6 protein-coding genes are annotated in these 7,055 nt (G+C 72.2%); 4 read left to right on the top strand and 2 right to left on the bottom strand.

The genetic code is table 11. The features are described from left to right. Positions 1-103 precede the first annotated feature (103 nt). Together UW392_RS30680 and UW392_RS30675 are read left to right on the top strand one after the other, a co-directional pair. Positions 104-1,735 carry a penicillin-binding transpeptidase domain-containing protein gene (locus tag UW392_RS30680; RefSeq protein WP_320778412.1) on the top strand — a complete coding sequence of 544 codons (1,632 nt, stop codon included), beginning with the start codon at positions 104-106 and terminating at the stop codon, positions 1,733-1,735. Positions 1,736-1,829: 94 nt separating this feature from the next. Further along, positions 1,830-3,581 carry a penicillin-binding transpeptidase domain-containing protein gene (locus tag UW392_RS30675; RefSeq protein ID WP_320778411.1) on the top strand — a complete coding sequence of 584 codons (1,752 nt, stop codon included), beginning with the start codon at positions 1,830-1,832 and terminating at the stop codon, positions 3,579-3,581. Between the two features lie 64 nt (positions 3,582-3,645). Here the strand turns inward: UW392_RS30675 and UW392_RS30670 are convergent, their stop codons facing one another. Together UW392_RS30670 and UW392_RS30665 are read right to left on the bottom strand one after the other, a co-directional pair. Next, a complete protein-coding gene (locus UW392_RS30670) occupies positions 3,646-4,356 on the bottom strand; it encodes a DUF4232 domain-containing protein (protein ID WP_320778410.1) in 711 nt (236 codons plus the stop codon). 56 nt (positions 4,357-4,412) lie between these two features. Further along, on the bottom strand, positions 4,413-5,048 hold the full coding sequence (locus UW392_RS30665) for a VanZ family protein (protein ID WP_320778409.1): 636 nt from the start codon (positions 5,046-5,048) through the stop codon (positions 4,413-4,415). 157 nt (positions 5,049-5,205) lie between these two features. On the opposite strand from UW392_RS30665, the gene UW392_RS30660 reads away from it, so the two are divergent. Both UW392_RS30660 and UW392_RS30655 read left to right on the top strand, forming a co-directional pair. Next, positions 5,206-6,402 carry a sensor histidine kinase gene (locus UW392_RS30660; protein WP_320778408.1) on the top strand — a complete coding sequence of 399 codons (1,197 nt, stop codon included), beginning with the start codon at positions 5,206-5,208 and terminating at the stop codon, positions 6,400-6,402. Then, positions 6,399-7,052 (top strand): response regulator transcription factor, encoded by a 654-nt coding sequence (locus tag UW392_RS30655; RefSeq protein WP_320778407.1) that lies wholly within the window; start codon positions 6,399-6,401, stop codon positions 7,050-7,052. Before UW392_RS30660 ends, UW392_RS30655 begins: the two co-directional genes overlap by 4 nt. The last annotated feature ends 3 nt before the right edge of the window (positions 7,053-7,055 follow it).

Below are 7,055 nucleotides of genomic sequence, written 5' to 3'. Positions count from 1 at the left end.
CGGGAAAACGGGGTCACCCCTCCCACGGTTCACTCCCGCCGCATACAGTGCGGGCACGACCGGGGTTCGTTGAAAACGCGTTCAGTGCGTGGGGAGGGGCGCGATGCGCAAGGGGGTCAAGGTCTCGATCATCGGCGGGGTGTTCGCCGCGATGGTGGGGGCCGCCGGGTACGGCGCGTTCAACGTCGTGTCCGCCTTGGGCGGGGGCGGGGGGCCGGGTGTGCCCGTCGTGAAGTCCGGGCCGCCGGACGCCGACGAGGTGAAGGAGACGTCCGAGGCGTTCTTCGCGGCCTGGGAGAAGGGCGACGGGAGTACGGCGGCGTCGCTCACGAACTACGCCGGGGAGGCCGGGGCCCTGCTGGCCGCCTACCGCGACGTCGCCCACATCGACGACGTACGGATCACACCGGGTACGACCTCCGGGCACACCGTGCCGTTCTCGGTGGAGGCGACGGTGTCGTACGAGGGGAAGAGCGAGCCGCTCGCGTACGACAGTGAACTGACCGTCGTGCGTGGGAAGACCACCGGCAAGGCGCTGGTCGACTGGGAGCCCTCCGTCGTGCACCCCGAGCTGAAGGGCAAGGGCGACACCCTCGTCACCGGTGAGGCCGCCGCGCCGCCCATCGAGGCCGTGGACCGCAACGGGGCCGTGCTGACCGCGGAGAAGTACCCCTCCCTCGGGCCGATCCTGGACGCGCTGCGCGAGAAGTACGGCGAGCAGGCGGGCGGCACGCCCGGCGTCGAGCTCACGATCCGGCGCGGGGAGAGCCAGCAGGACGAGGCCGACACCACCCTGGTCACGCTCACCGAGGGCGAGCCGGGCCGGCTGCCGACCACGATCAGCGCGACGGCGCAGGCGGCGGCCGAGAAGGCGGTGCAGCAGTACGACGAGTCGTCGGTGGTGGCGGTCAAGCCCAGCACCGGCGAGGTACTGGCCGTCGCCAACCACCGCGAGGACGGCTGGAACGCGGCCTTCCTCGGCCAGCTGGCACCCGGCTCCACGATGAAGATCGTCAGCGCGGCCACCCTCATCGACAACGGCCTCACCACGGCCGACGGCCCGGCCCCCTGCCCGGACGACGCCACGTGGCAGAGCGCGACCTTCCACAACCTGGAGGGCATGGTCGCCGACGAGCAGGCCACCCTCTCGGAGAGCTTCGCCCGCTCCTGCAACACGGCCTTCGTGAAGTACGCGGACGAGGTCGCGGTGGACTCCCTGACCAAGGAGGCCGAGGAGCGGTTCGGGCTCGGCAGCACGAACAACTGGCAGGTCGGCGTCCCCACCTTCGACGGCTCGGTCCCCGCCTCCGGCGGCCCCGACACCGCGGCCAACATGCTCGGCCAGGGCAAGGTGCAGATGAGCCCGCTGAACATGGCCTCCGTCACCGCGACCGCCATGACGGGCCAGTTCCGGCAGCCGGTCATCGTCGCGCAGGACCTCGACGACCGTGAACTGGCGCAGGCCGAGGGCCTGCCGGCGAGCACGGCGCAGCAGCTCCGCCAGATGATGAACCGCACCGCGACCAGCGGCAGCGGCGCGCAGGCCATGTCCGGGCTCAGCGGGAACATCGGCGCCAAGACCGGCTCCGCCGAGGTCGACGGGCAGGAGACGGCCAACAGCTGGTTCACCGGCTACCGCGACGACGTGGCGGCCGCGGCCATGGCCCAGGAGGGCGGCCGCGGCGGCGAGGTCGCCGGTCCTATTGTCGCGGCTGTGCTACGAGCGGGTGGCTGACGTCGTCGCTGTCGTACCGGGACTCTAGGGTGGTGCTCTCGTTGGGGAGTGCGAGGGCACCGGGGGCCTGGGGACAGCGGAGGAACGGAAAGCTGTGGGCAAGAGAAGGCGCGTCACCCGCGTCACCGAGGAGAAGAGCAGGAACCGGCCGGCCGTCGTGGGCGGGCTGGTCGCCGTGGCCGTGGTGGGCGGCGGCGCGTTCGGCGCGTACAGCCTGTTCGGCGGGGACGGTGCCGAGGACGCGTCGGCGACGACCGCCGTCGAGGCCGCCAAGACGGGCCCGCTGACGGCGGAGGAGGTCACCACGGCCGCGACGGGCTTCCTGACCGCGTGGCAGGGTGGCTCGGTGGCGGAGGCGGCGGCCGCGACGGACGAGCCGACGGCCGCCCGGAGCGCGCTGACCGGCTTCACGAAGGACGCGCGCGTCACCGGCGTCACGCTGACGCCCGGCACCCGGTCCGGCGACGAGGTCCCCTTCACCGTACGGGGGACGGTCACGTACGAGGACACCAGCAAGCCGCTGACCTACCGGTCGTCGCTGACGGTCGTCCGGGCCGCCGGGGACGGCGAGCCGGTGGTCGACTGGCAGCCGTCCGTCGTCCACCCCGACCTCGAGGAGGGCGACCGGCTGGTGACGGGCGAGGCGGGCACGCCCCCGGTCAAGGCGCTCGACCGGGACGGCGGGGAGCTGACGGCCGAGGCGTACCCTTCCCTGGCCACCGTGCTGGACGGACTGCGGGAGAAGTACGGCGAGAAGGCCGGGGGCAAGGCGGGGGTGGAGCTGCGGGTGATCCGCGCGGAGTCGGAGAAGTCCGAGTCCGGGGCCGAGGCCGAGGCCGAGTCCGCGGAGGAGTCCTCGCGCGCGGGCGGCACCAAGAAGTCCACCGAGGAGAAGGCGCCCGACAAGACGCTGCTGGAGCTGAGCGAGGGCACCCCCGGGGAGCTGCGGACGACCCTCAGCCCGACCCTGCAGAAGGCCGCCGAGGAGCAGGTCAAGGCCAAGGAGCGGGCCTCGCTCGTCGTGACGCGTCCCTCGACCGGCGAGATCCTCGCCGTGGCCAACTCCAACCCGAACTTCAACACCGCCTTCCAGGGCTCCCTCGCCCCCGGTTCCACGATGAAGGTCGTGACCGCGGCGATGCTCTTCGACAAGGGCCTGGCCTCGGCGAACAAGGACCACCCCTGCCCGAAGTTCTCCTCGTACGGCGGCTGGAAGTTCCAGAACCTCGACAAGTTCGAGATCAAGGGCGGCACCTTCAAGGCGAGCTTCGCCCGCTCCTGCAACACGGCCTTCATCTCCCAGGCCAAGAAGCTGGACGACGACTCCCTGACCAAGGAGGCCCAGGAGGTCTTCGGCCTCGGCCTGAACAACTGGGCCATCGGCGTCTCGTCCTTCGACGGATCCGTGCCGGTGCAGAGCGACGCCCCGATGGCCGCCTCGCTGATCGGCCAGGGCGGGGTCCGCATGAACCCGCTGAACATGGCCTCGGTGGCGGCCACCGCCAAGACGGGCGCCTTCAAGCAGCCGTACCTGGTGGCCCCGTCCGTGGACGACCGCACCCTCGCCACCGCCACCCGCACGATGTCCTCCGCCACCCACTCCCAGCTGCGCGAGGTCATGCAGTACACGGCGACGGCCGGCACGGCGGCCGAGGCGATGGCGGGCCTTGGCGGTGACATCGGCGCCAAGACGGGCTCGGCGGAGGTCGACGGCCAGAAGAAGCCCAACGGCTGGTTCCTCGCGTGGAAGGGCGACCTGGCCGCCGCCGGAGTCGTCCAGCAGGGCGGCCACGGCGGCTCCACGGCGGGACCGCTGGTGGCGGCGCTGCTGCGGGCGGGGAGCTGAGGAGCGGGAAGCTGAGGAACGGGGTGACGCCGGAGTGCGGCGCCACCCCGTCACCCGGCGGGTGTCAGGCGGTGAAGGGTACGGCGGCCTGCGGGTCGGTGTGCCAGTTGGTGACGACGGGCCGGTCGACGAGGACGCTGCCGACCTCGAGCGAGATGGGATTGGGGTCGTCATTGCTGACGGAGACGATGACGGTGCTGTACTCGGTGCCGCCGTCGCCGCTCGTGGTCTTCGGGCTGACACCGGCGTACACCGTCTTGCCGCCGGAGAGGGTGATCTCGGCGCCGGCGGACTGCTCGGCGGGACCGGCCTGCGTGCCGCCCGAGCCGAAGGCGATGACGGGCAGGCCGCCGGGCAGGACGCAGGTGATGCCCGACTTGGCCTTGACGCTGACCTGGTAGTAGCCGCCGGCCTGGGTCATCGCCTTGGCACCCCAGTCCAGGTCGTTGGTGCCGCAGGACTGGCCGTAGCCGGACTTGTCCCCGGCCTCCTCGGTCCTCTCGCTCTTGCCCGTCTTCTCGGTCTTCTCGGTCGTCGCGGCGGAGTCAGTACCTGCGCCCGTACCGGTGGCGCGGCTGGTGCCCGAGTTCGCATCCTCCGAGTCCGAACCCGCGTCCGCGGTCGGCTTCGCCTTGGCTCCGTCGGCCGAAGGGGAGGACTCGGACGCGGCGACCGGAGCGGCGTCGGTCGTGCCCTCCTCGCAGGCGGTCGTCAGGAATCCGGCGGTGACGGCGGCGGTGACGACGAGGGCGTTGCGCAGACGGCGGTTCATCATGGTGGGTTTCCTTCGCGGAGTGGTTACGGGTGTTCGTGAGCGGGTGAGCGGGTGGGTCAGGGTCGGACGACGGGCGCCGCGATCGGGACCGGTCGGGGTCCGTCGGCGGTCGCCGTGCGCCGGCGGTCGTCCTGCAGCGCCGCGGAGCGGGGCAGTGAGGCCGCGAGGAGGGGCCCGCGGAGGGCGGGCGCGCGGAGGGCGAGGGTCACCAGGCAGTAGCCGGTGAGTCCGCCGAGCGTGTTGGCGAGGAGGTCGTTGACGTCCACGGAGCGGCCGTTGTTCAGGACGACGTACGACAGCAGCTGGGCGGCTTCGATGGACAGGCTGGCCGCCGCCGTCAGCAGGGCCGCCCGCGTCGGTGAGGTGGCGCGCCGGGACATCAGGGGCAGCAGGAAGCCGAACGGCACCAGCATGATCACGTTGGGGACCATGGTGATGTCCGCGGTGAGCAGCGGGATGAAGTTGATCTGGCCGATCCAGGGGGCCTGGTTGGCGTACTCGCCCCACGTCACGTTCAGCGGGAAGACCGTCAGGGACAGCACGGCGGCGGCGTAGACGGCGGCGGTCATCTGCAGCAGGGCGCGGCGTACGTTCCACGCACCGCGCCACACCTGGACGGCGGTGACGACCGCGAACAGGACGAGCGCGGGGCCGAGGACGGGTGTGGATGCCACCTGGAAACGGATGTCCATGAGGGGTGATCCTTCGGTCGGGGCGAGCGGCGCTGACGTGGTTCAGCTTCCGGCCCGGGCCAGGTCCGGCGGATCTCCCGAAAGATCCATTCCTCGGCGGACGGCTACGACTTTCGGCAGAGGGGGCCGGGGGGCGAGCGCGGCTAGATTGCTGACCATGCTCAGATCACCGCGCGCCGCGGCTGTCGGCCGGTTCGTCGGCGGCGCCCTGCTGCTCTGCGTCCTCGGCGTGGCCCTGCTGATCGACGTCGGCATCGGTACCCTCGCGCTCCAGGGCACCGGGCTCCTGCTGTTCCTGTCGGCGGCCGCGGCGGGGGCCGGCGCCCTGCCGGCCGTGGCGCTCAGGCTGCCCTCCGCGCTGCTGGCGTGGGCGGCGTGCGGCGTGGCCCTGGTGTCGCTGGCCTGTTCGATCGGGCTGCGCATGGCGGCGGGCAGTACCGCCCTCCTGGACCAGGCCTCCGACACCTACACCCTGTTCGAGCCGGCCGCCCTGATGGTGCTGCTGCACGTGACGGCGCGGCGGGGCTCCCCGGCCGGTACCGCCGTCGCCCTGCCGCTGCTCATGACCGCCGTCATCCTGCGTCCGCTGGTGATCGAGGTGGACGAGGGCAGCAGCATCGTCGCGCTCGTCCTGACGCTGGTGGCCAGCGGCGCCCTGGCCTCCGGCCTCACCGTCCGGCTGGTCGTCGCCTCCCGCCGGCAGCGCGAGGAGCGGATCAGACTCGACCAGCGCCTCGCCTTCGCCCGGGACCTGCACGACTTCGTCGCCCATCACATATCGGGCATCGTGGTCCAGGCGCAGGGTGCCCGTGCCGTCGCGACGAAGAAACCGCAGGCGGTGGGCGATGCCCTGGAACTGATCGAGACCACCGGAGCGGAAGCGCTGACCGCCATGCGCAAGATGGTCGGCGCCCTGCGCGACGACACCGTGCCGGGCACCCGGGCACCCGGCACGGACGGGGTCCGCGCCCTCGTCGCCGACTGCCGGATGCCCGGGGCCGAGGTCGGCTACACCGAGACCGGCCCGGCCGACGACCTCCCCCCGGACGCCGCCCACCTCGTGGAGCGCGTGGTCATGGAGGCCCTGACGAACATCCGCAAGCACGCTCGCGACTGCACCGGCGCGCACGTGCACCTGGACGTCTCCCGCCGCCGGGTGACCGCGCGGATCACGAACGACGGGCACAGCCACACGCCGGACGGCACCGGCTATGGTCTGCGGGGCCTGCGCGAGGTCACCGACGCCGCCGGGGGGACGCTGACCGCGGGGCCCGCCCCGGACCCGGAGTCCGGCTGGCACGTCGCACTCGAACTCCCGGTCCCCCTACGGCAACCACGACAGGTGACCCGATGACCATCCGTGTCCTTCTCGCGGACGACCAGACGATCGTCCGCACCGGCATGGCCATGATCCTGGCCGTCGAGGACGACATCGAGGTCGTCGCCCAGGCAGCCGACGGGGTCGCCGCGATCGAGCAGGCCGAGCTGCACCGCCCCGACGTCGTCCTCATGGACATCCGCATGCCACGGCTGAACGGCATAGAGGCGCTGCGGCACCTGCACCGTCCCGGGGCCGCGCACACCCCGAAAGTCGTCATGGTGACGACCTTCGACGACGACGAGTACGTCCACCAGGCCCTGCACCACGGCGCCTGCGGCTTCCTCCTCAAGGACGCGGGGCCGCGCCTGCTGGCCGAGGCCGTCCGCTCCGCCGCCTCCGGCGAGGCCCTCATCAGCCCCTCCATCACGGTCCGCCTGCTCCAGCAGTTCGCCCGCCCCGCCGCCGCTGCGTCCCCGGCCGGTCCTCCTTCGCCCCTGTCCCAGCGCGAGACCGAGGTCGCCGCCCTCGTCTCCCGCGGACACACCAACACGGAGATCGCCGCCGCCCTGCACATCAGCGCGGGCACGGTGAAGACCCACCTCACCAACATCCAGAGCAAACTCGGCGTCCGCAACCGGGTGGAAATAGCCGCTTGGGTCTGGGAGTCGGGGCTTGCCCGCTGAGGC

The organism is Streptomyces sp. CRN 30 (assembly GCF_034105845.1).
The sequence above is the reverse complement of the archived record's forward strand: the minus strand, read 5'-3'. Positions and strand labels throughout refer to the sequence as shown.

Bases quoted from the DNA above. Each gene is read 5' to 3' on its own strand.
- UW392_RS30680 (WP_320778412.1), top strand. From the start codon at position 104: ATGCGCAAGGGGGTCAAGGTCTCGATCATCGGCGGGGTGTTCGCCGCG.
- UW392_RS30670 (WP_320778410.1), bottom strand. From the start codon at position 4,356: ATGATGAACCGCCGTCTGCGCAACGCCCTCGTCGTCACCGCCGCCGTC.
- UW392_RS30665 (WP_320778409.1), bottom strand. From the start codon at position 5,048: ATGGACATCCGTTTCCAGGTGGCATCCACACCCGTCCTCGGCCCCGCG.
- UW392_RS30660 (WP_320778408.1), top strand. From the start codon at position 5,206: ATGCTCAGATCACCGCGCGCCGCGGCTGTCGGCCGGTTCGTCGGCGGC.
- UW392_RS30655 (WP_320778407.1), top strand. From the start codon at position 6,399: ATGACCATCCGTGTCCTTCTCGCGGACGACCAGACGATCGTCCGCACC.